The organism is Flagellimonas myxillae (genome assembly GCF_023502235.1).
In the GTDB taxonomy this organism is placed as follows: domain Bacteria; phylum Bacteroidota; class Bacteroidia; order Flavobacteriales; family Flavobacteriaceae; genus Flagellimonas; species Flagellimonas myxillae.
Map to the genome: position 1 here is coordinate 16,008 of NZ_JAMFLY010000004.1, position 24,454 is coordinate 40,461.

General features: G+C 42.1%; 17 protein-coding genes and 1 tRNA gene. 12 read left to right on the forward strand and 6 right to left on the reverse strand.

Going from position 1 to position 24,454, the window contains the following annotated elements; all coding sequences use genetic code 11:
* Nucleotides 1-47: 47 nt before the first annotated feature.
* Nucleotides 48-419 (forward strand): RNA-binding S4 domain-containing protein, encoded by a 372-nt coding sequence (locus M3P07_RS15320; RefSeq protein ID WP_249970809.1) that lies wholly within the window; start codon nucleotides 48-50, stop codon nucleotides 417-419.
* Between the two features lie 36 nt (nucleotides 420-455).
* Nucleotides 456-953 carry a phosphoribosyltransferase family protein gene (locus M3P07_RS15325; RefSeq protein ID WP_249970810.1) on the forward strand — a complete coding sequence of 166 codons (498 nt, stop codon included), beginning with the start codon at nucleotides 456-458 and terminating at the stop codon, nucleotides 951-953.
* On the opposite strand, the gene M3P07_RS15330 is transcribed toward M3P07_RS15325, so the two are convergent.
* Nucleotides 945-1,460 carry a shikimate kinase gene (locus M3P07_RS15330; protein WP_249970811.1) on the reverse strand — a complete coding sequence of 172 codons (516 nt, stop codon included), beginning with the start codon at nucleotides 1,458-1,460 and terminating at the stop codon, nucleotides 945-947. The genes M3P07_RS15325 and M3P07_RS15330 overlap by 9 nt on opposite strands.
* 120 nt (nucleotides 1,461-1,580) lie before the next feature.
* Here M3P07_RS15330 and M3P07_RS15335 point away from each other — a divergent pair.
* A tRNA-Lys gene (locus M3P07_RS15335) sits at nucleotides 1,581-1,653 on the forward strand.
* Nucleotides 1,654-1,939: 286 nt separating this feature from the next.
* Here M3P07_RS15335 and M3P07_RS15340 read toward each other — a convergent pair.
* The 5 genes from M3P07_RS15340 to M3P07_RS15360 form a co-directional block, all read right to left on the reverse strand.
* A complete protein-coding gene (locus M3P07_RS15340; RefSeq protein ID WP_249970812.1) occupies nucleotides 1,940-2,833 on the reverse strand; it encodes a hypothetical protein in 894 nt (297 codons plus the stop codon).
* Nucleotides 2,830-4,752, reverse strand: coding sequence for an FAD-dependent oxidoreductase (locus M3P07_RS15345; protein WP_249970813.1), 1,923 nt, complete (start codon nucleotides 4,750-4,752; stop codon nucleotides 2,830-2,832). The genes M3P07_RS15340 and M3P07_RS15345 overlap by 4 nt, the downstream gene beginning before the upstream one ends.
* Nucleotides 4,753-5,098: 346 nt before the next feature.
* Nucleotides 5,099-5,869 (reverse strand): SDR family NAD(P)-dependent oxidoreductase, encoded by a 771-nt coding sequence (locus tag M3P07_RS15350; protein ID WP_249970814.1) that lies wholly within the window; start codon nucleotides 5,867-5,869, stop codon nucleotides 5,099-5,101.
* A gap of 12 nt (nucleotides 5,870-5,881) precedes the next feature.
* Nucleotides 5,882-6,898, reverse strand: a complete 1,017-nt coding sequence (locus tag M3P07_RS15355; protein ID WP_249970815.1) for a zinc-dependent alcohol dehydrogenase — start codon at nucleotides 6,896-6,898, stop codon at nucleotides 5,882-5,884.
* A 173-nt stretch (nucleotides 6,899-7,071) separates the two neighbouring features.
* Complete coding sequence (locus M3P07_RS15360) at nucleotides 7,072-7,563, reverse strand: Lrp/AsnC family transcriptional regulator (protein ID WP_249970816.1); 492 nt, start codon at nucleotides 7,561-7,563, stop codon at nucleotides 7,072-7,074.
* Nucleotides 7,564-7,709: 146 nt separating this feature from the next.
* On the opposite strand from M3P07_RS15360, the gene M3P07_RS15365 reads away from it, so the two are divergent.
* The 9 genes from M3P07_RS15365 (at nucleotide 7,710) to M3P07_RS15405 (ending at nucleotide 24,369) form a co-directional block, all read left to right on the forward strand.
* Nucleotides 7,710-8,660, forward strand: coding sequence for an NAD-dependent epimerase/dehydratase family protein (locus M3P07_RS15365; protein WP_249970817.1), 951 nt, complete (start codon nucleotides 7,710-7,712; stop codon nucleotides 8,658-8,660).
* A gap of 86 nt (nucleotides 8,661-8,746) precedes the next feature.
* On the forward strand, nucleotides 8,747-9,346 hold the full coding sequence (locus tag M3P07_RS15370) for an RNA polymerase sigma-70 factor (RefSeq protein WP_249970818.1): 600 nt from the start codon (nucleotides 8,747-8,749) through the stop codon (nucleotides 9,344-9,346).
* A gap of 216 nt (nucleotides 9,347-9,562) precedes the next feature.
* Nucleotides 9,563-10,669, forward strand: a complete 1,107-nt coding sequence (locus M3P07_RS15375; RefSeq protein ID WP_249970819.1) for a FecR family protein — start codon at nucleotides 9,563-9,565, stop codon at nucleotides 10,667-10,669.
* Between the two features lie 187 nt (nucleotides 10,670-10,856).
* Nucleotides 10,857-14,333, forward strand: coding sequence for a TonB-dependent receptor (locus M3P07_RS15380; RefSeq protein ID WP_249970820.1), 3,477 nt, complete (start codon nucleotides 10,857-10,859; stop codon nucleotides 14,331-14,333).
* A gap of 11 nt (nucleotides 14,334-14,344) precedes the next feature.
* Complete coding sequence (locus M3P07_RS15385; protein ID WP_249970821.1) at nucleotides 14,345-16,216, forward strand: RagB/SusD family nutrient uptake outer membrane protein; 1,872 nt, start codon at nucleotides 14,345-14,347, stop codon at nucleotides 16,214-16,216.
* 97 nt (nucleotides 16,217-16,313) lie between these two features.
* Nucleotides 16,314-19,622 (forward strand): VCBS repeat-containing protein, encoded by a 3,309-nt coding sequence (locus M3P07_RS15390; protein WP_249970822.1) that lies wholly within the window; start codon nucleotides 16,314-16,316, stop codon nucleotides 19,620-19,622.
* Between the two features lie 73 nt (nucleotides 19,623-19,695).
* Entirely contained in the window at nucleotides 19,696-20,925 is a 1,230-nt protein-coding gene (locus tag M3P07_RS15395) for a cytochrome c3 family protein (protein WP_249970823.1), read from the forward strand.
* Between the two features lie 39 nt (nucleotides 20,926-20,964).
* Nucleotides 20,965-22,815 (forward strand): glycoside hydrolase family 36 protein, encoded by a 1,851-nt coding sequence (locus M3P07_RS15400; RefSeq protein ID WP_249970824.1) that lies wholly within the window; start codon nucleotides 20,965-20,967, stop codon nucleotides 22,813-22,815.
* A gap of 12 nt (nucleotides 22,816-22,827) precedes the next feature.
* Nucleotides 22,828-24,369: a sulfatase family protein gene (locus M3P07_RS15405; RefSeq protein WP_249970825.1), complete on the forward strand. Its 1,542-nt coding sequence runs from the start codon at nucleotides 22,828-22,830 to the stop codon at nucleotides 24,367-24,369.
* Nucleotides 24,370-24,454 lie beyond the last annotated feature (85 nt).

The window sequence follows — 24,454 nt, forward strand, 5'->3', positions numbered from 1 at the left end:
TTTTCCACTATTTTTGCTTAAGGCATTAACAAAGATTTGCAGAGTTTATGCGCATTGATAAATATCTCTGGTGTATTAGATACTTCAAAACCAGAAACGTTGCCGCAAATGCTGTTAAAAAAGGACATGTTAGGGTAAACGGCAATGTGGTCAAGGCATCCCGGGAGGTATACCCAATGGATGAAATTGTCCTGCGGAAAAACCAAATTGATTACCAACTAACAGTTTTGGACATCCCTACGAGCCGTGTGGGCGCTAAATTGGTGGATATCTACAGAAAGGATACCACCCCAAAAGAAGCCTTTGAGCACGACGAACTCTTAAAATTTGCCAAGGACCATTACAGAAAAAAAGGGCAAGGCAGACCCACCAAAAAAGATAGAAGAGACATTGAAGGGTATTTGGATGAATCAGAATGATCTGTTTTTTATCTTTGATTGCTCAAAACCAGTTCTATGTTGAACCGCATTCTTACCCACGATCAAATACAACACAAGGTAAAGCGAATAGCTTACCAGATTTATGAGGCCAACGTTACCGAAAAGGAAATCGTTATTGCCGGTATTGAGGGTGGCGGTCTTAACCTGGCCAAGAAAATAGCCAACGTGCTCAAAAAAATCACGGAAGCTGATATTGTGCTCTGCAAAATGAAAATGGATAAAAAAAATCCTTTGGAGAGCGGGGTTGTTACCTCAATTCCAGAAGAGGGGTACACCAACAAATCGATTGTTTTGGTGGACGACGTGCTCAATTCTGGTACCACTTTGATCTATGGGGTGCACCATTTTCTAAAAACACCTATAAAGCAGCTGAAAACTGCGGTACTGGTAAACCGGAACCACAAGAAATACCCCATTAAGGCCGACTACAAAGGCATATCATTGTCCACCTCGTTGAACGAGCATGTCCGGGTGGAGTTCGAAGCGCGAAACAACGCAGTTTATTTAGAGTAATTCCTGTTTTACTTCTTCGACAAGTTCCGCTATGGATTTGTTATAGCAGTCCAAAATAAACTTTGATTTCGAGTAAAACGGTCTGCGTTCAAAAAGGTGCTTCCCTACAAATTCCGCCAGTTCCCCATCTTTGAGGTCCCTCACCAAGGGTCTTTGATCCTTTTCCCCTTTAATGCGTTCCACCAAAGCCGAAACCGGTAGTTGAAGGTAAATGGATTGGTCGGAGTGTTCCAGGATTGTATCCATGTTGTTACTATAGCATGGGGTACCTCCTCCTGTTGACAGGAGCAAGGTCTCTTTTTCGGTCAAGATCTTTAGCAACATTTTATGCTCCAATTTTCTAAAGAAAATCTCACCTTTATCTTTAAATATCTCCTTGATGGATTTTTGTTGTTGCGCCTCAATGTATTCATCAAGATCTACAAATTCCAGTCCCAATTCTTGCGCAAGTTGCTTACCCACAGAGGACTTTCCACTTGCCATATAACCTACCAAAACTACTTTCATTCTTCAGAAATAAATTCGATTTCAAAAAAACGAAAATTTATCATTAAATCAACTTGTAAAATAGATTATTGATATTATATTTGCACCCGCTTAGAGTAACTTGTGTTGCACATTGAGCAAGACCTGATAGCTCAGTTGGTAGAGCATCTCCCTTTTAAGGAGAGGGTCCTGGGTTCGAGCCCCAGTCAGGTCACTGAAAAGGATATCAAACAAATCAAAACCCTGCTAAATACATAATTGGCAGGGTTTTATGTTTTTAAGGACATCATTTTGGTTGTAATTATTTGGATTTAAAAGTTCACAAATCGTCAACCTATTTTGATTTGCTTTCATGACCTGGCAACCTGCAAACCGATCAGGTTGAGTCTTCCGTACGACCGGACCATCATAAGTTCCCTGTTATTTTTCAATTTTTGGTTTCGCTTGACCTTTTCAGCAAGTGCTCCGTGCATAAATAGATAGTAAGTTTCTCTCTTTTATCACTTGATTAACTTTTTTATCAATTCATTTTTGATTGAATTATTATCGCTTAATGCATCCTTGAGCACATTTTTCATTTCCGTGATAAGAATATCGGGTTTTAACTTTTTCAATAACGCCACTTGACTAAAATAGTTGAGTTCTTTGAACTCTGAAGCAAAATAGGTTTGGGACAGACTGTCCTGAATCACATTTGAAGGCATGGCTTCAACTGTATTCTTGACAAAATATCCTTTTGCATGTTTCATCATCAAAAACACCTCGGGCATATAGAGGTCGAATTCTTCATCTTTAAAAGAATTGATTAGAAAATAATTCACATCTTGATCATCCAGTTTTACAAGTTTTTTTACGAGTGGTTTGGTCAATAAGGCTTTGGTCCTAGATTTTAAACTATCGATTATCTCTCCTTTATGGGCAATATGCCATAAGGTGTGGCACGAATATACCCCTCCACTAATGACTTGCTCTTTAATTTCCTGAATTGTGGCCCCCGAGAATCCATCTATTTCTGATTCACGCGAATCCTTAGTCAGTTCCTCTTTGCTATAATTACCAATTGGAGATGCCCCATCGTTAAGTAAACGACCTAGTTTTTGATAATCCTCGTGAGTGAACGGGATATGGTCCAATTTGGTAAGTTGTTGGCCAGGAATTGTATCGTAACCCACATACCTCCCCATTACATCCCAATAGAACATAATCTCTACTAAGTAGCATTTATCATCTTCACAGACCGGGGTTCTGATATACGTCTCGTACTTATCCAGCAACCCCTCCTTATCCCTAACTTCTTTTATTTCAAAATGTAAAATATCACTTTGCTCGTTCCCGATAAAGCTGAGGATTAATGCACAAGTAAGTATTAGAAATAAAAACTGGGCTACCTTCATCGTTTTCTTTCAGACTCCAATAACGTTCCTCCTAAATTGTAGTTCTGTATTTTCTCAAGGTTTGGATTACCTACACCCTTTTCCATCAACACTTCCAATTCAGAAAAGTGACTTTCATATATTTGTCGCGGCGTAGCATTATGTTCCTTACTTACAGCAGCTGCCATGCCGACGACCTCTCCCATCATGCCCCCAGTTCTCATCAACCTAACAGTTCCCAGTGCAACGTGGGAAACACTAATATCCCTTCCAGCCATCATTAGATTGTTCACATTTTTAGAGTAAAGGCATCTAAACGGAATAGGATAAGGGTAAATCTTGATATGCTTTGCGATAGACCGAAAAGCCTCTCCATTAAATTTTTCTTTGTTCTCCTCATCAGGATAGTGCAAGTCGATAGTCCAAGAAGAAGGAGCGGTACCATCAGACAAAAAGTTTTGTTCTGTTATATCATTTTCCGTAAGGATATAGTCCCCAATCAATCTCCTTGATTCTCGCTTGCCTCCAATATAAGCGACCCATTTCAATCTCTCATTGGAAAACTCTTCCTTCCTTGAGTATTTATTCTTTAAGTAGGACCAATTTGAGAAAACGACGAGTAGTCCATAATCCCTAATGAACTCCGTCTCCCTGACCATGTCTTTTCCCATTCCTGTTTCCCAATCCCAGTCACCCCTTGTCATTGCAAAAGATTTATCCTCGCTCCAAGGCAGCCCCCAATCTATATCAGGAAAACCAATGGCTTCATCCATTTTTTCTGAAAACCATTGCACGGAGATTCCCATTGTCAGATTATCAGCCACTTCCGGAGCTGTTGGCTCATTGAAGGTTGCCTTGCTCTCCCTTCCAGACATAAACTCGGCTCCAGAAAGAAAGCCGATAGTACCATCTCCAGTACAATCTGCAAAAAGAGGAGCTTCAAACCCTATCTTCTCTCCTGTCTCCAAATTTTCTGCAAAAACCTTTACAATTTTGTCTCCCTCCATTTTCACCTGATTGGCATGATGGTTCAAAAACAATGAAATATTTTCTTCAGCGAGAACAGCTTTTAGCTTTTTGTCATCTTCATAATAATCTTTCGGCTGCGCATTCCCTCCTTGTGATGGACCTATTTCGTTGACAAGATTCCCTAATGCTGGATACGGTTGTAGATTAATTCTTGCTCCCAAATGCACTCTTACCTCGGAACTGTTGTTTCCACCGAGAACTGGACGGTTTTGGACCAAAGCCACTTTAACTCCCAGTCTTGCTGCAGAAATAGCAGCACAAGTACCTGCCATTCCACCTCCTATAACTACAAAATCATAGCTATTCGTTTTTGGTGATCTCTCCAATCCCAATAGCCTCACCCTCATAGCGTACAACTTGCTAATATCATTGGGGGGCGGACTATTTTTTTCCCGCGTGAAATAAATTGCGTCGCACCTTCCATCAAATCCAGTCAGGTCCCGCAAAGTAATTGTTGCGTTGACATTTTTAATCTTAACCTTTCCTCCTGGTATCCAATCCCAATCTCTCGAACTCACACCAAAGGTTTTTGGTACAGGTTTTCCATTTACCAAAATCTGAAATTGCCCAGCAGCTTTATCGGACCAAAGTGCAGTCCAGTTTCGAGTACGCACATATACGTTATATGTTCCTTTTTTAGGGAAACGCACAGTAGTGGTCGCATCTTTTACAGGATTTCCTATACCGTGAGCAATAAGATAAGGTGAGCCCATTTCATCCATAGACTGCTGATCTATGAACCACCCACCTTTTTCATCAAAGCTTTCAGCTTCCAATAAAACTTCCTGCGCATATGTTTTGTTAAAGGATGCTGTAAAGAGTAATACTACAATAAGCATCATTTGTGTTGCAGTAATACTTCTTACAAGCGTTAATGCACCATTGCATTGGTAATTTCTTATTTTATTCATATCCATTTTATTAATAGAATGTCTTAATCCTATGACCACCTAGCCTTTTCCTTTTTCAGACCACTTTAAATTCGACATTTTTTGAATACGACCTTCTCGCAATAGATAGGACAGTTTAAAACTAGAATTTTCTGGGCGAATACTTATATAATTTTAAATCATAGTTTGTCCATGATTCGGCCCGAGAAGGAAAAACTGTCAAAACCATGACTCTGAGTGAAATTTCGAATTGGGGTTAAGATTCCGATCAGATAATAATAAAACCCTTGCTTTGCAGGTTTTTTTATTTCGTATTACCCAATCCGGAATCATTTTTTAAGTAGCTATTGGCTGACTTCATTATAATTTACCTTCCCATCCATCCGCCGTCTACCAAAAGGATGCTCCCATGCATATAGCCTGCGGCTTTGGAAGCAAGAAAGACTACCGGGCCAGCAAAATCTTCGGGGTTCCCCCATCGGCCTGCAGGAATTCTGGACAAGATGGAATTGGCCCGATTGGGATCGTTTCGCAAGGCCTCGGTATTGTCTGTACTGATATATCCCGGAGCAATGGCATTTATATTGACCCCCTTTCCTGCCCATTCATTGGAAAACGCCATCGTCATCTGGCCAATAGCTCCTTTACTGGCCGCATAGCCAGGGACAGTTATCCCACCTTGGAAGGTCAATAGCGAAGCGGTAAAGATTATTTTCCCTGATCCCCGGTTTACCATCTCCTTGCCAATCTCCCTGGTCAGTATAAACTGCGCATTTTGGTTCACTTCGATAACCTTATCCCAATACGCATCCGGATGTTCTGCTGCGGGAGCCCTTAAAATGGTACCTGCATTGTTCACCAGAATATCTATTTTGGGATAATCGGACTTTACCTTGGCTATGAATTCGTACAGGGATTTGCGAACACTAAAATCACAATTATAGGCCTTGAAATTTCTTCCCGTTGCAACTACCTCCTTTTCAACCTCGCTTCCAGACAGCTCCAAAGTAGCACTCACTCCTATAATATCGGCGCCTGCTTCTGCAAGACCAATGGCCATCGCTTTTCCTATTCCACGCTTGCAACCCGTTACCAAAGCCACCTTCCCTTCAAGACTGAATGTGTTTAAAACACCCATATTTTTTACGTTTTATAATTGACAGTCCATTAATACTTTTAGACCGTCGGGGTTATTATCAATATTTTCAAAAACTTTTTGGATCTGTGTTAGGGGCTGCACATCGGTAATCATGGCCTCGAAAGGTAGTTCGTTGGATGTGACCAATGCAATGGCCTTCTCATAATCCGCTTTTTCGTATACCCTTGCACCTATCAATTTCAATTCCTTCCAGAAGAACTTGAACAAATCAACTTCTTTTTTTTGACCGTGAATGGCCACCATAACAATGCGACCCCTTATTCCGGCCACCTCCGTCATCACGTCCAACGCAGGTTGTACCCCAGCAACTTCAAAAACCACATCGGCTAATCGTCCTCCTGTTTTTTCCCTTACATATTGCACCAAATCCGTTTCCGCAGGATTCACAACCGTAAATCCCAATTCCCTGGCTTTGGCAATTCGGTTTTTATTCACCTCGGAAATAATCACCTTCGCCCCAGTTTCCTTGGCCACCAAGGCTACCAAAAGTCCAATTGGCCCCCCACCGAGGACTACCGCTGTTTCATCGGATTGCAACCCACTTAATCTAACATCATGCACGGCCACGGATAGCGGTTCTACCAAGGCAGCCAATTTTAAATCGGTATCTGTTGGGAGTTTATGCAAGGTAAAAGCAGGGACGTTCCAATATTGTTGCATGGATCCCGGGCTATCTATACCGATAAACTTCAAGTCTTCGCAAATGTGGTTAAAGCCTTTATCCGAAGGTTTTGCCCCCCGATCGTCCAAAGGTCTCACCACCACTTTTTCGCCCACGGAATATCCAGTAACATTCTGGCCCATGGCATCTATGGTACCAGACATTTCATGACCTATGGTCATGGGTGTTTTCACTCTTTTGTCCATCATTCCGTGGTAAATATGCACATCGGTACCGCATACACCGGTATAGGCCACCTTAATCCTCACCTCGTCCTGGGATGGCTCTTCATTTTCTTTGTCCACCACCGAGAAGGTTCTATTTCCCTTATATTCTGTTGCAATCATGCCTATTGTATTGATCAGCTATACCACAGCAGTTTTTGATAATTTTATCCGCACCTGTTTGTGGAAAATCATAGATTTTTGGCACCTCCGACATTCCCAAAATAAAATCCCCCGCAAAAACCAACTTGCGAGGAATACTGATACCTTATATATCCTATAAATGTAATCAGGATTTAAATATCAAATTCAGATGTATGTTTGATTTCCTTCAACACAAAGGTACTGTTCAATTCCCCTATGTTCTCCAATTTAGAGAGTTTGTATTTTACAAAGTCATGGTATGCCTCCAAACTTTCAGTGTTGATCTTTAGGAAAAAGTCAACCTTTCCCGCCATGTGAAAGCATTCTTGGACTTCTTCGATATTTCGGATTTGCTCTTCAAACTTCTCTATAAAGGAGGATTCGTGAAACCGCATGGCCACCTGACAGAAGGCAGTAACGGGCAATCCAACCCGATTTTTATCCAATAAGGCCACGTATTTTCTAATGTAGCCTTGCTTCTCCAAACGTCTTATTCTTTCGTAAACGGGAGAAACGGTAAGGTTGAGGTTCGCCGCAATCTCTTTGGCCGTCCTTTTGGAATCTTTCTGAAGAATTCTTAGAATTGTGATATCGGTACTATCAAGTTTGTCCATAAAACCTTCAATAATCTTTACTGTTAACAAATGTTAAATTAACTCATGTAAAGTAAAAAAAAGTGATAAATGCGGATTATGCAATAATAATAATGTTTTTTGGCATAATTTACAATTAATTAAGTGGTTTAATATAAATTTGGTAGTAACAAACACTTAACTAGCTAACAACCTCAATGCACCAATCAATTCTGATAACCGGAGCGAATGGACAGCTCGGAACGGTATTGACCGAATCTCTCCAACTTAAGTATGGAGTGGAGAACGTGATTGCTTCTGATTTAAGGGAAAAGGCATCCTACACAGGTATTTTTGAGTATTTGGATGTAACTGACTCCGATCGTTTGGAGGAAGTAATTCTCAAATACAATGTAAAAGAGATTTATCACTTGGCGGCCATTTTATCTGCCAATGGGGAACGTAACCCATTAAATACATGGGAAATCAATATGCGAGCCTTGTTGAACGTATTGGAGGCCTCAAGGAAAAATAATGTTGAGAAAGTCTTTCATCCAAGCTCCATAGCCGTATTTGGGGAAAGCGCCCCCCCAATAAACACCCCAAACAATTCTTTATTAGATCCGTTGACTTCGTATGGCTTGAGCAAGGCCGCAGGAGAAAATTGGGGAAAATATTATTTTTATAAATATGGGTTGGATGTCAGATCCCTCCGATATCCTGGACTTATTGGATACCAGTCCAGACCTGGGGGAGGCACCACGGATTATGCTGTTGAAATCTATCACAAGGCCGTGGCCGGTGAATCTTTTACCTGCTTTTTGGATAGGGAAACCACCTTGCCCATGATGTACATAGATGATGCGGTAAGGGCGACCCTTGAACTTATGGAGGCCCCAAGGGAAAATATCAAGGTAAGGACATCATATAATATTGCCGGCATTAGTTTTTCACCGGCCCAGGTTGCTGCTTCCATAAAGGAAAAGTATCCTGATTTTGAAATAGAATATGCACCGGATCATAGACAGGAGATTGCGGACCAATGGCCCAAGAGTATACAAGACTTGGAAGCTATGAGGGATTGGAGCTGGAAGCCCCAATTTAACCTACCAAAAATCACCGAGGTAATGATCGATAATTTAGAACGAGAGCACGAACATTTTATCTAATTAAAATGTCAATTATTATAAATAAAAATCAAACTATTGTGTAGAGGTAAATTACCAAACCAGACCGCCAGAAAAACTTTAGGACCATGGAACGTAGGCTTATAGAACACGAAGAATATCAATTCCAGCAGTTTAAAAAGGGTAGCGAAACCGCTTTCAAGTCATTTTTTGACCTGTATCATGATCAAATTGTTGGATTCAGTATGCAATTTCTAGGAGATCTTGACGAATCCAAAAATGTTGCCCAGGATGCATTTGTCAATCTTTGGGTCAATAGGGAAAAAGTCAAGGAACCCAAAGGAGTCCGTTCCTTTTTATATACCTCTGCCAAAAGCAATTGCCTAAATTTAATCCGTCATAAAAAGGTGGTCCACAAATACTCCGATCAATACCTAAGAAAAAAGGAAAGACAAATAAACCAGGATGTGCTTCATTCCATGGAATTTGACAGCGCTACGCTATCTGAACTGGAAACGTTGATCCAAACCTCAATTAAAAAGCTCCCAGAAAGATGCAAACGCGTGTTTAGCATGCGCCGTTTTGACAACAAAAAGAATCAAGAGATTGCAGAAGAACTCAGCATTTCAGTCAAAGCTGTCGAAGCCAATATGACGCGGGCCATGAGAAGTCTTAAACACAGCCTTTCCAATTACATGACAATAATTCTTTTGGTATTTTTTAGCTAAAAACAAAAAAAACAGCATTCCGATATAGGGTTAAAAGAGACTTAAGTGTACTAATATCAAACATCAAGGTTTAGCGTACTCTGAAGTTTTTTAAGTTAGTTTGAGTTAGTTAAAAGTTTCAGGGGGGCGGGCTCCGCCCTTCTGACTTTTAACCTATTTCAAGCAATAATCGGAAAAGAAACCACTTAAAGCGACTTCAAATCCGAAAAATTACAGATGGATAACAAACTGATTAACAAATATCTTTCCGGAAAAGCTTCCGAAGAAGAAATCAAAATTGTTTTTGACTGGATCGATGCTTCACCAAAAAACAAGTTCGAATTCGTTGAACTCAAAAAAATATGGAGTCTATCCATGGAGGTCAATGGAGATAAGGAAGAAGCATGGAGAAAGGTTCAGCAAAGATTGCGGAAGCTCAAGATTAAGAGGAAAATTGTTTCCAATCTTAAGTATGCCGCAGTCTTAATTATTGGTTTGACCATTGCTGCAAGTCTGTTGAACCCAAAGAAAGTGGATTATGACCTTCCCGCCGATCAAATTGTACTGGAACTTAGCGATGGAACAAAGAAGATCATAAAAAGTGATGGGGCCCAGGAAATTTTGAATGCAGATGGCAAGGTGTTGGGAAAAAAGGACGGGGACGGCATATCATATTCCAATTCCGAAGAGGATAATCTGGCCTATAACACTTTGTACATTCCCTATTCAAAGCGTTTTAATATCGTGCTATCCGATGGTAGTAAAATTCACTTGAATTCCGGTTCTACCTTAAAATATCCAGTAAAATTCTTGGATGGGATGTCTAGGGAGGTCTATTTGGATGGAGAAGCATTTTTTGAAGTAGCGGAAAACAAGGAAAGTGAGTTTATCGTAAACACCAATGGGTTGACCACCAAGGTTTATGGAACCAAGTTCAACGTAAACAGTTATGAAGGGGACGATGTGCAGGAAGTGGTACTCGTAGAAGGCTCGGTTGGGGTTCAAAACGATAATTCTGAAACCAATGAGTTTGTATTAAAGCCGAGTGAAAAAGCTTCCATAGGTCTGGACGGACAACTGCTAAGAAAATCTGTTGATGTATCTGGTTATATCGCCTGGATAGATGGAATTTTGGTTTTCGAGAACGAACGCCTTGAAAATGTGCTCAAGAGATTGGAAAGACATTACGATGTGGCCATTAAAAATAACTATACCGCAATAAACGATAATAGATATACCGGTTACTTTGATATTGAGAGTGTTGATGACATTCTAAGAACCTTTAGTAAACATAAGCCTTTTGTATACGAAGTAGACGGAAGTAGTATAACAATTAACCCATAACTCAAACAAAAAAGCGCCTATGCAGAAACAACCTAAATGACCAAAAAAAATCAGGAAATGCGGCAACATTCCCTGATTAGCAAACAATTTAAATAATCAAACAAAATATCTAAATCAACTCAAAATTATGAATAATTATTCGTGTTTTTTAGGGAAGAAGGTATTCTTTCCTAAAATTGACTTAAAGATGAGATTGACATTTATTTTTCTAATAGCGGCTCTGCTTAAAATCAATGCCAGCAGCTATTCGCAAGTGACCAAGGTTACACTCGACATGAAAGATGTGAGTGTTTCTGAGGTTTTTAATGAAATAAAGTCAAAAACCGAGTTCAAAGTATTCTACATGAACTCCGAAATCAACCTGGATCGCAAAGTATCTGTAAAGGTCAACAAAAGTCGAATCGAGAAAATCCTCAATATTCTCTTTAAGAATACTGATGTACGATATGAAATTGTTGGAAAACAGATAGTGCTGCGATTGGAACCGAAAAAATCGATAGTACAGCAAAAGGTTTCCATTGAAAAAACCGAAATTGAACCTGTACAATTGGATATTTCAGGAACGGTTACCGATTCAGAAAATGTTCCATTACCTGGAGTAAACATTGTGGTAAGGGGAACTACTATTGGTACCCAAACCGATTTTGACGGAAACTATGCCATTAAAGCTGCCACTGGCGAAGTATTGGAATTCACATACTTAGGGATGCAAGCCCAAGCCATTTTGGTAGGTACCAACACCACGATCAACGTTGTCATGCAAGAAGATGCCGCTAGCTTGGATGAGGTTGTTGTTGTAGGTTATGGTACGCAGCGAAAAGAAACATTAACAGGATCCGTGGCCACTGCTACAGGAGAGACCCTTGAAAAGTCTTCTTCTCCAAACCTTACCTCTGCCCTTTCAGGAAAAGTGGCAGGTGTATTTGTGGATACAGGTAGCAATCAACCAGGATCTGATACCGGTGCCATCAGGATTAGAGGAACAAATACCTTTAGAAACTCCTCCGCACTTGTGGTTATTGATGGTATTCCTAACCGGGCTGGTGGAATAGCGAGAATCAACCCAGCGGATATTGAAAGTATCTCCGTTTTGAAAGATGCCTCTGCTGCAATTTATGGAGCAAGGGCGGCAAACGGGGTTATCCTGATTACCACCAAGCGTGGTAAAACAGGTGCTCCTACGGTTAAGCTTACCACCAACTATGGATGGCAAAGTTTTACCGAGCTACCAGAAATGTTATCTGGTGCAGAGTACATGGATTTGGTTAACGTATTGAACGTTTACAAATTACCTGTTGGAGAGTGGGATGCTGCCCACGCCGGTAGAGGTGCTCCATATACCCGTTCTGATAATGGGGAAGTGGTAAACCCAACCTTCTCAACAGAAAGAATTGAGAATACCGCAGCCGGTGACGACCCTTGGCTATATCCTGACACGGATTGGTTTGAGGAACTGCACCGCAAGGATGCTCCTATTGCCCGTCAGAATATCCAAATTTCAGGTGGTTCTGAAAACGTGAGATATTTGGCTTCCTTGGGACATTTTACCCAAGCGATCAACTTTAATGGAGCTCCCAAAGGATTTGAAATGTATGACCTACGTTTGAATCTTGATGCAAACATCAATAAGTATTTGAAACTCGATGTGGGACTATACGGTAGACAAGAAGACAACCGTACCGCTACAAGGGAAAATGTAATCGGAGACCTTATCCGACAATATCCTTGGTTCCCAGCATACTGGCCAACTGGAGAGTTTGGCCCAGATATTGAAAACGGAAACAACCCTGCAGTAAGGGTAACCGAAGGTCCAGGTTATATCGATCACAGCCGTACCTATACTCAAAGTAACATCGGTCTTACACTTCAAGTACCAGGTGTTGAAGGTTTGGAACTTAGAGGTAACGTTTCCTACGATAGGTTTAGCTACAAGCGTTCGCAATGGAACAGACCATGGACGCTATTTACATGGGATGGTGAAAACAGGGATTCTTCCGGTCTTACCGAAGCCCAAAGAGGTCCTGGAGATCCAAGTTTGACAGAAGATCTTACCGACCGTACAGATTTCACTGCAACCCTTAATGCATCATACGAAAGAGATTTTGGAGACCACTATATGAAAATTCTTGGTGGGGTTACCAAAGAACAAAACGAACAGAGCTTTACTAGGGCTTTCAAGCGTTTCTTCCTGTCCAGCGACCTTGCCCAGTTGGATTTCGGTGGGACAGACGGACAGTTTAGCCAAGGTAGTGCCTTCGAACGTGCGCGTTTAAATTACTACGGACGTTTGAACTATGCATACCAGAGCAAGTATTTGTTGGAGCTATTGTTTAGATATGACGGATCCGATCTTTTCCCAAGGGACACACGATTTGGATTTTTCCCAGGGGCTTCTGCCGGTTGGGTGATGTCTGAAGAAGATTTCTTCCAAAAATCTGTACCGTGGTTAGACTTTTTCAAGTTAAGAGCTTCATGGGGACAAATGGGTAACGACAACGTAGATCCATACCAATTCAACGCTTCCTACGAACTATCCTTTACAGGTCTTGAAAGCGTAGTGACCACCGCTAGGGAAAACAAAGTGGCGAACCCAGCAGTAACATGGGAAACCGCGACCTCAACCAACGTTGGTTTCGATTTAAAGGCTTTGGATAATAAACTTACCGTTGGTTTTGACTATTTCATCAACACCAGGGAAGATATCCTTACAAGGCCAAACTTGACATTGCCAGATTATAGTGGAATTACTCCTCCAAACGTTAATATTGGGGAATTTGAGAACAAAGGTTTTGATTTCTCAATTGGGTACAACGGAGCCACTGATTCTGGATTGAGCTATAGCGTAACTGTCAACTTCAGTGATTCCAACAACAAGTTGGTATTCTTTGACGAGCCAACCTTGGCAGACAGACCATGGCAAAGACAAACTGGTGGAGAAATTGGACGTCCATTGCTTTATGATTTTGACGGAGTTTTCCGTACACAAGCAGAGATTGACGCCGAGACCTTGGATTATAGCGATGTAGCGCCTATCCTAAAACCAGGAGATGCTAGAGTTGTGGACTTTAACGGTGATGGTAGAATTACCGATGCCGATAAGCGTCGTACTGGAGGTAGTGCCTTTGCAGATACGCAATACGGTATCAACACTGCCTTGAACTACAAAAATTTCGACTTTAACATGTACTGGGCCGGTGGTGCTGGTGGTTACATCAACTACGAGTGGTCCTTTATGTCTGGTACGCTTGCCAACGTACAACGTGACGTTCGCGATAGAGCTTGGTCCTTGGACAATCCTAATGCCCCACTACCAAGATTGGCTGACAGGGGTGACCAATGGTACTCAGGACAAACTGATGGATACCTACTTACTAGGGATTACATCCGTTTAAAGACTTTGGAGTTTGGTTATAGCTTTGATGAAGACATCGCCAAAAAGATTGGTGCTAAGAACATCAGGGTTTCCGCTTCTGGAACCAACCTTTTGACATTCACCGATTTCCCATTTGATCCGGAAACACTGGATATTGATAACGGTACGCTTAACAACAATGGTATCAATCAAGGAGGAAGTCAAATTGGTGTAAGTGGTGGTAGACAAACAGATGGTAGTGCCTACCCATCGTTAAGAACGTTTAACCTTGGACTTCAACTAACTTTTTAAAAATTCTTATGATGAGAAAGAACATTTTAAAACTTGCATCGTTGTCGCTTTTCGCTTTTGTGATAATGGGCTGCAATGAGGATTTTTTAGATACGACCCCGCTAAATGAAATTGCGGAGGATGCGGTATGGAGCGATCGAAATTTAGCCGAAGCGGCCGTACTTGACCTGTACCAAGGTACATGGGCAGGAACACTTACCGAAGAGGAAACTTCAGACGCTTTTACAGATAATGCGGTATTTACCCACCCTGGTAGAGGGGTTGATGGCTATACCGAAGGTAAAATGACCGCTGGAGGAAACTACATGACCCGTAACTGGTTGGATAACTGGGGGGCTTTGTATTCCTTTATTCGTGGTGCCAATTTGGCCATCACTAGATTAACTGCCAACGAAGCTGGATTTGACCAAGCTTTTGTTGATCAAATGTTGGGTGAGGCTTATTTTATGAGAGCCCATTTTTATACCAATTTGATGCGTCAGTATGGTGGACTTGTATTACTTACGGAGCCATTAGACTTGGATAGTGAGGCAAACAACCCAAGGTCTTCCTTTGAAGCAACCATCAATTTGATTGTTTCCGATTTAGATCAAGCTATCAATTTATTGGACGATGCCCCGGTTAGCCCGGCAAGAGCCCATAAGATTACAGCTTTGGCACTTAAATCAAGAGTGTTGACCCATGCGGCGAGTGATTTATACGATGCAGGAAAAAGTGCATCCGTATCCACTATTGCTGCTTACGGAAACAAGGAATTGGTTCAGTACACAGGAGGATCCCAGACAGCCAGATGGGAAGCTGCCAAGGCTGCTTCTAAAGCACTTTTGGACGAGCATGCTGGCTACAAGTTGGACTACACTGCACCAGCCTCGCATGAAGAAGCCATTCAGAACTATGACGACATGTGGCTTCAAGGTGATGAGAACGTCGATTTTATTTGGGGACGTTTGGTTGAGGAGTTTGGATTTAGCTCTAGAACTTATGACGGAGGTGATGGTTGGTCCCAAGGTCCTGGTATGTTTGCTTTGAACCAAGGTCCAAACGGATACCACGAATGGGCTGGAACCACACCAACAGAAGCTTTGGTTTCCAAATACACCATGTCTGATGGAACAACTTTCGATTGGGACAACCCAGCTCACGCTGCGGATCCTTATACCGATCGTGAACCACGTTTTTATTCAACTATCCTTTACGATGGAGCTCCTTGGAAGCCAAGAACGGATGATGTTGTTGTACATGACAATTTCAATGAAATCCAAACTGGATTCTATACTTTCTCCGATGGTACCATCAAGAATGGTGTAGACACGCGTCAAGGGCCCATTGAGGATTGGAACGGTTCCCGTACCGGATACTATTTTAGAAAGTTCTCCGATCCTAGGTTACCTGCCTCTTGGCCAAATAACCTGCAGAAAATCGATGCGCCTTACATTAGACAATCTGAGATTCTTTTGAATTATGTAGAGGCAAATATCGAATTGGGTGATGAGGCAGAAGCCATTCTTTGGTTAGACAAGCTTAGGTTCAGAAATGGCCTACCAGGAGTAACCGAAACTGGAGATGCCCTTAAAGAGCTGTACCGAAGGGAGCGCGACAAAGAATTGGTTAACGAAGATGCCAGACTCTTTGACATGAAGCGTTGGTTGGAAGGACCATATTCCCTGGACAAGCAAGTACAGACTGTTTTGATCCAGGCAGACCAGATACCTGGTACCACGGTTACCAATTACAGGAAAGACCCTGCAGCTTGGGATTATACCTATAGACCTACCGATATTGTCTTTGAAAACAGACAATGGTTGGATAAAGTTTATTTCTTGCCTATTGCGCAATCTGAAATTGACAAGGACCCTTCCTTGATTCAGAATCCAGGGTACTAGAAATTTAAAGTAAATTATGCTCAAGTAAGTAGAATGGCCTCGTATCTCTAAATACGGGGCTATTCTTATTTTTGTTCCTCAAACTATACAATTGCTGATGAAAAATATACTCCTCCTTATTGTAGCCACAGTCTTGATCTCATCCTGTCAAAATGAACCAAAAACCCTATTCACAAAATTGGATGCCTCCAAGACCGGAATCGATTTCAAAAACGAACTCACTGAAACCCACAAGTACAACTACTTTTCTTATCCGTATATGTACCTGGGCGGAGGTGTTTCCGTAGGCGATATCAATAACGATGGTTTGGAAGATATTTTCTTTACCGGAAACATGGTTCCCAATAAACTCTATTTGAACAAAGGGGACATGCAATTTGAGGATATCTCGGAAACCGCCGGAATAATGGGCGATGAACGATGGTATTCCGGAACTACTTTTGTAGACATCAATCAAGACGGATATTTGGACATTTATTGCTCGGTAAATGGAAAAGTAGCGCCACACAACAATGTGCTGTATATCAACAATCAAGATAATACCTTTACAGAACAAGCCGCCGAATATGGCATCGACTGCGATGGCCATAGCATGCAGTCGACATTCTTCGATTACGACAAGGATGGGGACTTAGATCTATACGTGATCAACTACCCTCCTACCAGTTTTGTGGCACCTGTTCCTTATTATGCCTATATGCTGGATAATCACGAGCTTAAAGATTCCGATCGTCTTTATCGAAACGATAACGGCCATTTTACCGATGTTACCGTAGAGGCGGGAGTGAGCAACTTTGGGCTAAGCCTTGGAGTTGTGGCCTCGGATGTGAACAATGATGGGTATATCGATATTTTTGTCTCCAACGATTTTAACGCTCCAGATTTCCTTTACCTCAACAACCAAGATGGTACCTTTACCAACCAAATCAACACAAGCCTACAACAAACCTCGTTTTTTGGAATGGGTGCAGACATTGCCGATTTCAATAACGATGGCTTTAAAGATATTTTCCAGTTGGATATGTCTGCCGAGGACAACTTCCGTTCCAAGGCCAACATGTCCTCCATGGATCCCGATGCGTTTTACCAATCTGTGAATATGGGACTGCACCACCAATATATGCAGAACTCCCTTCAGCTAAACAATGGTAATTCCGGTTCGGAGCCGCCACTTTTTAGCAATGTAGCACGATTGGCAGGTGTATCCTCCACCGATTGGAGTTGGGGAGGCCTTTTGGCCGATTTTGACAACGATGGATGGAAAGATCTATTCGTTACCAATGGCATTCGCCGTGATGTGAACAACAAAGATTTCTATGCAAAATACCGAACCTTCTTTGACGAACTGGAAAACTCTCCAGATTACGAAACCAAAGAAGAAGAAGCGGGTCTTTTAAACATTTTAGCTGAACTACCCTCCGAAAAACTGAGCAATTATATGTTCCACAACAACAAGGATCTAACCTTTTCCAGAAAAACTGAAGAATGGGGCTTTGGGGAGAAAACGTTTTCCAATGGGGTGGCCTATTCAGATTTGGACAATGATGGAGATTTGGATCTGATCATCAACAATTTGGAGGACATCTCCAGTATTTATCGGAACAACAGCTTCAAAACCAACCAACTAACTATTCATCTGGATGGTAAGGGCAAAGTGCTGCCCAATGGTAGTGTGGTTTCCGTACATACCCGTGAAGGAACCCAAGTGCTGGAGCATAACACCGTAAGAGGTTATTTATCTTCGGTAACGCCCTTAATGCACTTTGGTCTGGGCAATGCCAAAGAGGTAGATAGTATAGTGGTGACCTGGCCCAATGGAAAGCTTACAAAATTGGAAAATGTTAAGGCCAACAAAAGGCTGACAATTGGTTACGGAGAATCCAATGCAAAAAACTCCAGTTTGGCCAAAACCGATGAAAATCCCAGACTTTTTAATACCGTAGATCTTCCCAATCCTACAGTGCACAAGGAAAATCCATTTAACGATTTTGACCTGGAGATTTTACTGCCACACAAAAACTCCACCCTAGGCCCTGCCTTGGCTACCGGAGATCTAAACGGAGATGGCAAGGAAGACTATATCGTGGGAAGTTCCATTGGCACATCTGCCTCTGTGTTCCTTCAAAAGGAGGCGGGATCGTTTTCCGAACTTGTTATCCCAGACTTGGCAGCAGATAGATACTACGAAGATCTCGGAATCTTGATTTTTGATGCGGACAATGATGGTGACAACGATTTTTATATCGCTTCTGGGGGTAACGAATTTAGTGCAGGTTCCCAAGGCTACGAAGACCGATTCTATGAGAATTTGGGCAACGAAAAGTTTGAACGAAACATAAACGCCATTCCGGCAATAAGAAACAGTGGACTGGATATCACGGCTTCGGATATAGACCACGATGGAGATTTGGACCTGTTTGTTGGCGGGCGCTTGGTTCCTAAAAAGTACCCCTACCCTGCCGATTCTTATATTTTAGAGAATGTAAGTGATGCTAAAGGTCCAAAGTTTGTCCCAGCAACAGATAAAATGTTACCCGATTTAAAAGCATTGGGTCTTGTTACGGCCTCATCTTGGATAGATTTTGACCAAGATGGATGGGAAGATCTAGTAGTAGTAGGGGAATGGATGCCCATTAAAGTTTTTAAAAACAATGGAGGCACCTTTACCGATGTTTCCGACCAACTATTATCCGACCAATTTTCCGGTTGGTGGTTCGATATTCAAAAAGGAGACTTTGATAAAGATGGCGATTTGGACCTCATTGTAGGAAACTTAGGAAAAAACTACAAGTATCAGGCAAGTACGGATTACCCCTTCAAAATTTACCTCAATGATTTTGACCGTAATGAAAAAGCAGATATTGTTTTGAGTTATAAAAAAGGAGATACCGAGTTTCCTGTTCGGGGCAGACAATGTTCATCGCAACAAATGCCAGCAATCAAAAACAAGTTCAAAGATTACAATTCCTTTGCGAGTGCATCCTTAAATCAGATTTACACTACTCAAATGCTGGAAGAATCACTGAGTTATGAAATTACTTCCTTCGAAAGTGTATATCTCGAAAACGACAATGGAAAATTCACGGTAAAGCCCTTACCCCAATTGGCCCAAATATCAAGCATCAACAAATTTGTGGTGAACGATTTTGACAAGGATGGAAACCTTGATGCCGTATTGGCCGGTAATCTATATAATGCCGAAGTGGAAACACCGAGAAACGATGCCAGTTTTGGACTTTACCTGAAAGGGGATGGAAATGGAAACTTCCAGGCCAAGACCATGATGGAATCTGGATTGAAAATCGTTGGGGACGTGCGTGATATGGAACTGCTTTCCAAAAACGGGGAAGAACACATACTAGTGGCCAAAAACAACGCTCCGGTACAACTGATTAAGGTGAATTGATTCACCTGGGACCACATAATATTTAAAAGGAAACTCCAACCTACTAGACCAACAGCTCTAAAAGAAGTCTAGAATGAACAAAAAGCGCTTGTTATATAGCCTTATGATCTTGTTGGCAGTGCTTTGCGCGGCTGTCGTCTATCATTGCAAAAATCCAAATATGGCCTCGGACTATCAAAGTCCTGATGCGATTGCAACCCATTTGAGTGGGGAGCAGTTTGCCGGTTCCGAATCCTGTATGGAATGTCACAGTGATATTTTTACCACACATTTGGAGACGGCCCATTTCCAGACTTCAGCGATAGCCAATGCTGAAAACATAAAAGGAAGTTTCACAGAGGGGTCTAATGTGTTGGATTTGAAAGACGTTAGGTTCACCATGAAAATCGAACAAGATTCCTTTTTTCAACACGTGAATATTAAAAACAGGGCGGTGGAATTCCCTCCCTCCAAATTTGATATCGTGATCGGTTCTGGGGTTCGGGGCCAAACCTACCTTACTTGGGATGGAGATGGATTGTTTCAATTACAACCCTCTTACCATACAGCTTCGGATGGATGGATCAACAGTCCTGGATATCCAACCCATAACATCAAAAGGCCTATCAATGATGCTTGCTTAAAATGCCATCTTACCGTTGCAACCAATCTCAACTCAAGCAAACGAAACACCTACAACAAGGAAAAAATGCTATATGGAGTGGATTGCGAAAGATGTCATCGCCCCTCCTTAAAACATGTCGCTTATCATAGGGAAAATCCAGAAGTACCGGAGGCAAAATTTATGCTTAATATAAGTGAATTACCCAAGCAGCAGCGTTTGGATATATGTGCGCAATGTCATTCCGGGCTTCGGGAAGTAACATTAAGGGGTAGCCCTTTTTCCTTTTTGGCTGGTGAAAACCTAGATGACTATTCCCAAAACATGGAGACCCAAACTTCTAATAGCAGTCTAGACGTACACGGTAACCAATATGGGCTATTGACCAGCAGTAAATGCTTTCAGGAAGCAGGAACCATTGACTGTAGCACATGTCATGACCCCCATAAAAACCAAAGGGGACAAACAGCTTTTTTTAACCAAAAATGCATGGCCTGTCATAATACAGCAACCGTTGAATGTAAGGTTGAATCCCACAAAATGGAATCAGTGGCGAACAATTGCATAGCCTGTCACATGCCCAGCTTTCCGTCCAAAGTGATGACAGCCCAAGTAGGCAAAGACAGTCTAGAGACTTCCTTTTTTATTCGGACCCATTTAATAGCCATCTACGAAGAAGAGCAGTGGGACCAAAGCAAATAACCGATAACAAACGCTACAAAAGCACTAAAACCAATACAAATGACCCTTAATTTAAAACGTTTGACCACGGGAGTGATAACCGCCCTGTTCTGTGTCGGCGCAATTGCCCAAAATACTGTTAAGGAAATTGAACTTGCCGGACAACAAGTCGAAATAAGCGGGGATTTTTCCGGCTTTGACACCAAAATTGAAGTTGAAAATATTTCCGAAGGCTTGGATATAGCCACAATTACACTTTCCCATGAAAGCGGCGCCACGCCACCCAAATTCACCCTAAAATGGAATTTGCCCTCAAGTGATATAGCAGGACATTGGGGCACGGGAAGCTTTAACAATAAAAATATTGGCCCCAGTTGGAGCCCGTCCAAAACCAACTCCATGTTGGCCAAACAAGCACCGGTCATCGTACTTTTTGGACATGACGATATCAATCGCCTAAATTTTTCGGTATCCGAAGCCTTGAACACCGTAACCCTGAGCACCGGAATCAAGGAAGAAGATGGGAAGGTCTATAACCAGATTACCTTTTTCACGGAAAAGAATCGTTCCCTTAAAAATTATGAGGTCAAGGTGAGGTTCGATAGTAGACCCCAGTTGTATTCCAAAGCCTTGAACGAAGTTGCCGATTGGTGGGCTTCTTTTGAATTGTATACCCCTGCACCGGTTCCCGAAGTGGCACGACTTCCGGTATATTCCAGTTGGTATAGCTATCATCAAAAGGTATCCATGAAGGAATTGGTAGCAGAATGCAAGCTCGCCAAAAAAATGGGGTTTGAGTCCATTATTGTTGACGATGGCTGGCAAACCCTCGATAGCAATAGAGGATACGCTTATACCGGGGATTGGGAACCTGAACGTATTCCTGAAATGAAAGAATTTGTGCAGGCCGTGCACGACTTGGGCATGAAATTCATCCTGTGGTACGCAGTTCCATTTGCCGGGGAAAATTCCAAGGCCTACGAAAAAATGAAGGGGAAATTTCTGAGATACTGGAACGGACAGGGAACCTATGTCCTAGATCCACGTTATCCCGAAGTCCGGGAATTTATCATCAACACCTATGTGGATGCTACCCGTGAATGGAATCTGGATGGTTTTAAATTGGACTTTATTGGACGCTTTGTGTCGGACAGTGAAACCGAACTCACCAAAGAAAATGGGCGGGACTATGCCTCGGTAAATGAGGCCACAGATGTATTGATGACGGATTTGATGAAATCCCTTCAAGCGATCAAGCCAGATATTATGATTGAATTTAGGCAACCCTATATAGGTCCGGCCATGCGAAAATACGGCAATATGTTTCGGGCCACCGATTGCCCAAACCTATCTTCTGTAAACAGAATACGTACTTCCGATCTAAGGATGCTCAGCGGGAACACCGCAGTTCACTCCGATATGTTGATGTGGCACTATGACGAACCTGTGGAGGTAGCTGCATTACAAATGCTCAATGTAATGTACTCCGTACCCCAAATTTCCGTGCGGTTAGAGGATATTCCCCAAGATCATTTTAAGATGATCAAATTTTACACGGACTATTGGCTACAAAACCGCGATGTGCTATTGGATGGGGAATTCCACCCAACAAGCCCGCTTACCAATTATCCCATTTTGGAAGGCAGTCGGAACAACAAGAAAATCACCACCGTTTTTAACGACCAACTTGTAAAGGTTCAAACCAACAAATGGGATAAGATGGATATACTCAATGCAAAGCGCTCCAAACAAATCATCTTGTTGAAGGAGGGGCAACCTAAAAAGTATGCATACGTAATCAGGGATTGTATGGGAAATCAAACGGATGAGGGCACCCTGGAGCTCAACCAAGAATCCCATCTGGTGACCGTACCCCCTTCCGGTTTAATATCATTAACAAGCATCCGCTAATATTTCCAAGCCATGAAAACAAACAAAATACCAACCCTCGCCTTGATCCTGTTATGTTTTGCTTCCATCTCTTGCGGACCTCAACAGCAGGATAATTCCAAAAAACAGCCGAATATTGTTTGGATCTATCTGGAGGACACAGCTCCGCTTATGGGAAGCTACGGCACTACAGAAATTGCCACACCAAACATTGATAGCCTGGCATCCTTAGGAACTGTGTACCGCAATGTTTATATGCCCGCACCGGTATGTTCGGCAACCCGTTCAAGTATCATTACCGGAGTAATGGCCACTACCTTGGGGGTCCATAACCATCATAGTTCCCGAACCGAGGAATCTGCCATTTACTTGCCGGACAGCCTAAAGACAATTCCAGAGCTTTTCAAGGAAGCAGGATATTTCACTTTTAACAACGGTAAGGATGATTACAACTTTATGTACGACCGTTTGGACTTGTATACCCAAGATTATAAACTTCATTCGTTGTATGGTAAAAGTGGGGTGCGGTTGGATTTGGCAACCTTGGCCGATAAACAACCTTTCTTTGGACAGGTCCAGCTCTATGGAGGTAAGGAAATCTTTTCTTCCAGTTTTAAGGAAAATGTAAAAAATCCCGTGGACCGATCTAAAATTTCGCTCCCCCCCTACCTTCCAGACCACCCTGCTATTATAGAGGAATATGCCAACCATCTGGATGCTATCCAAATTACGGATGAAAGAGTTGGTGGGATTATAAAGCAGTTGAGGGAAAGTGGGGTTTTGGAAAATACCATAGTTTTCTTTTTCTCCGATCACGGCATGCGCATCACTAGAAACAAACAATTTTTATACGATGGAGGGCTACATGTACCCTTGATTATTGCAGATTTCACCAAAAGCCAAAAGCGTGTTCCCCAAAAAAGCACCAATACTGATTTAATCAGCGGGCTTGATCTTGGAACAAGTTCCCTTTCCTTGGCGGGCATCCCCATCCCAGGATACATGGAGGGTAAGGACATTTTTGATGACAGCGGAAACAAGCGTCAGTACGTGATTTCAGCCAGAGATCGCTGCGATTTTACCATAGATCGAATACGTTCCGTTCGATCTATGGATTTTAAATACATCAGAAATTTTATGACCGATAGACCGTATACGCAGCTTACCTATATGGATGTTGACAATGTTGAGTTTGTAAAAGTGATGAAGCAGCTTTATGCAGAGGACTCACTAAATCCAGAACAAAGGCGTTTTATGTCTGATGTTAGACCGGCCGAGGAATTATACGATCTCGCCGATGATCCCCATGAGCTCCATAACCTGGCGGAAGATCCGGAGTATGGGTACATTCTTAATGAATATGCGAACGTATTGGACCAATGGATCAAAGAAACGGATGATAAAGGACAGTACGCCGAAAATGAGGAAGGGCTCAAGGTAATGTTGGGAATTTGGGGAGCAAATTGTGTGAACCCTGAATACGATACCCTAAGAGAAAAATATCCCGATTTGGAGGGATCTTTGTTACATCTTAAAAATACGCCGGCCAAATTAGTGGCTTCCAGCGGGGAATAAAAAGTACCCAACAAAACCAAACAATCTTCTAAAAAAGACCGCTCAAAACAAAATCCCGACCTAAGGCCGGGATTTCTTTTGCTAT

Excerpts from the sequence above, each read along its gene's own strand:
- M3P07_RS15330 (WP_249970811.1), bottom strand. The coding sequence starts at position 1,460 with ATGAAAGTAGTTTTGGTAGGTTATATGGCAAGTGGAAAGTCCTCTGTG.
- M3P07_RS15340 (WP_249970812.1), bottom strand. The coding sequence starts at position 2,833 with ATGAAGGTAGCCCAGTTTTTATTTCTAATACTTACTTGTGCATTAATC.
- M3P07_RS15325 (WP_249970810.1), top strand. The coding sequence starts at position 456 with ATGTTGAACCGCATTCTTACCCACGATCAAATACAACACAAGGTAAAG.
- M3P07_RS15350 (WP_249970814.1), bottom strand. The coding sequence starts at position 5,869 with ATGGGTGTTTTAAACACATTCAGTCTTGAAGGGAAGGTGGCTTTGGTA.
- M3P07_RS15320 (WP_249970809.1), top strand. The coding sequence starts at position 48 with ATGCGCATTGATAAATATCTCTGGTGTATTAGATACTTCAAAACCAGA.
- M3P07_RS15355 (WP_249970815.1), bottom strand. The coding sequence starts at position 6,898 with ATGATTGCAACAGAATATAAGGGAAATAGAACCTTCTCGGTGGTGGAC.
- M3P07_RS15395 (WP_249970823.1), top strand. The coding sequence starts at position 19,696 with ATGAACAAAAAGCGCTTGTTATATAGCCTTATGATCTTGTTGGCAGTG.
- M3P07_RS15405 (WP_249970825.1), top strand. The coding sequence starts at position 22,828 with ATGAAAACAAACAAAATACCAACCCTCGCCTTGATCCTGTTATGTTTT.
- M3P07_RS15385 (WP_249970821.1), top strand. The coding sequence starts at position 14,345 with ATGAGAAAGAACATTTTAAAACTTGCATCGTTGTCGCTTTTCGCTTTT.
- M3P07_RS15375 (WP_249970819.1), top strand. The coding sequence starts at position 9,563 with ATGGATAACAAACTGATTAACAAATATCTTTCCGGAAAAGCTTCCGAA.
- M3P07_RS15400 (WP_249970824.1), top strand. The coding sequence starts at position 20,965 with ATGACCCTTAATTTAAAACGTTTGACCACGGGAGTGATAACCGCCCTG.
- M3P07_RS15380 (WP_249970820.1), top strand. The coding sequence starts at position 10,857 with ATGAGATTGACATTTATTTTTCTAATAGCGGCTCTGCTTAAAATCAAT.
- M3P07_RS15365 (WP_249970817.1), top strand. The coding sequence starts at position 7,710 with ATGCACCAATCAATTCTGATAACCGGAGCGAATGGACAGCTCGGAACG.
- M3P07_RS15345 (WP_249970813.1), bottom strand. The coding sequence starts at position 4,752 with ATGAATAAAATAAGAAATTACCAATGCAATGGTGCATTAACGCTTGTA.
- M3P07_RS15390 (WP_249970822.1), top strand. The coding sequence starts at position 16,314 with ATGAAAAATATACTCCTCCTTATTGTAGCCACAGTCTTGATCTCATCC.
- M3P07_RS15370 (WP_249970818.1), top strand. The coding sequence starts at position 8,747 with ATGGAACGTAGGCTTATAGAACACGAAGAATATCAATTCCAGCAGTTT.